This window comes from Streptomyces sp. HmicA12 (genome assembly GCF_000373565.1).
Taxonomy (GTDB): domain Bacteria; phylum Actinomycetota; class Actinomycetes; order Streptomycetales; family Streptomycetaceae; genus Streptomyces.
On the sequence record NZ_KB891847.1, the window covers coordinates 1 to 1,047 of the forward strand.

At 57.4% G+C, this 1,047-nt stretch carries 1 rRNA gene; it reads right to left on the reverse strand.

Annotated elements, in window-relative coordinates:
* Positions 1 to 1,047, reverse strand: a 23S ribosomal RNA gene (locus B072_RS0135435); the annotation flags it as partial.

A 1,047-nucleotide genomic window follows, 5' to 3' on the forward strand; every position in this document is an offset into this window, starting at 1 on the left:
CCTACACCCTTACCCCGGGACTACCATCGCCCGGGCTGGACTACCTTCCTGCGTCACCCCATCACTCACCTACTACCAACTTGGGCCGGCGGCTCCACCACTTTCCTTTCCCCGAAGGGTCCGGAACGGCTTCACGGCCTTAGCATCACTGGATTCGATGTTTGACGCTTCACAGCGGGTACCGGAATATCAACCGGTTATCCATCGACTACGCCTGTCGGCCTCGCCTTAGGTCCCGACTTACCCTGGGCAGATCAGCTTGACCCAGGAACCCTTAGTCAATCGGCGCACACGTTTCTCACGTGTGTATCGCTACTCATGCCTGCATTCTCACTCGTGAACCGTCCACAACTCGCTTCCGCGGCTGCTTCACCCGGCACACGACGCTCCCCTACCCATCACAGCGCCCGTTGGGGCTATTGCTGCAATGACACGACTTCGGCGGTACGCTTGAGCCCCGCTACATTGTCGGCGCGGAATCACTAGACCAGTGAGCTATTACGCACTCTTTCAAGGGTGGCTGCTTCTAAGCCAACCTCCTGGTTGTCTCTGCGACTCCACATCCTTTCCCACTTAGCGTACGCTTAGGGGCCTTAGTCGATGCTCTGGGCTGTTTCCCTCTCGACCATGGAGCTTATCCCCCACAGTCTCACTGCCGTGCTCTCACTTACCGGCATTCGGAGTTTGGCTAAGGTCAGTAACCCGGTAGGGCCCATCGCCTATCCAGTGCTCTACCTCCGGCAAGAAACACACGACGCTGCACCTAAATGCATTTCGGGGAGAACCAGCTATCACGGAGTTTGATTGGCCTTTCACCCCTAACCACAGGTCATCCCCCAGGTTTTCAACCCTGGTGGGTTCGGTCCTCCACGAAGTCTTACCTCCGCTTCAACCTGCCCATGGCTAGATCACTCCGCTTCGGGTCTTGAGCGCGCTACTAAATCGCCCTATTCGGACTCGCTTTCGCTACGGCTTCCCCACACGGGTTAACCTCGCAACACACCGCAAACTCGCAGGCTCATTCTTCAAAAGGCACGCAGTCACGAC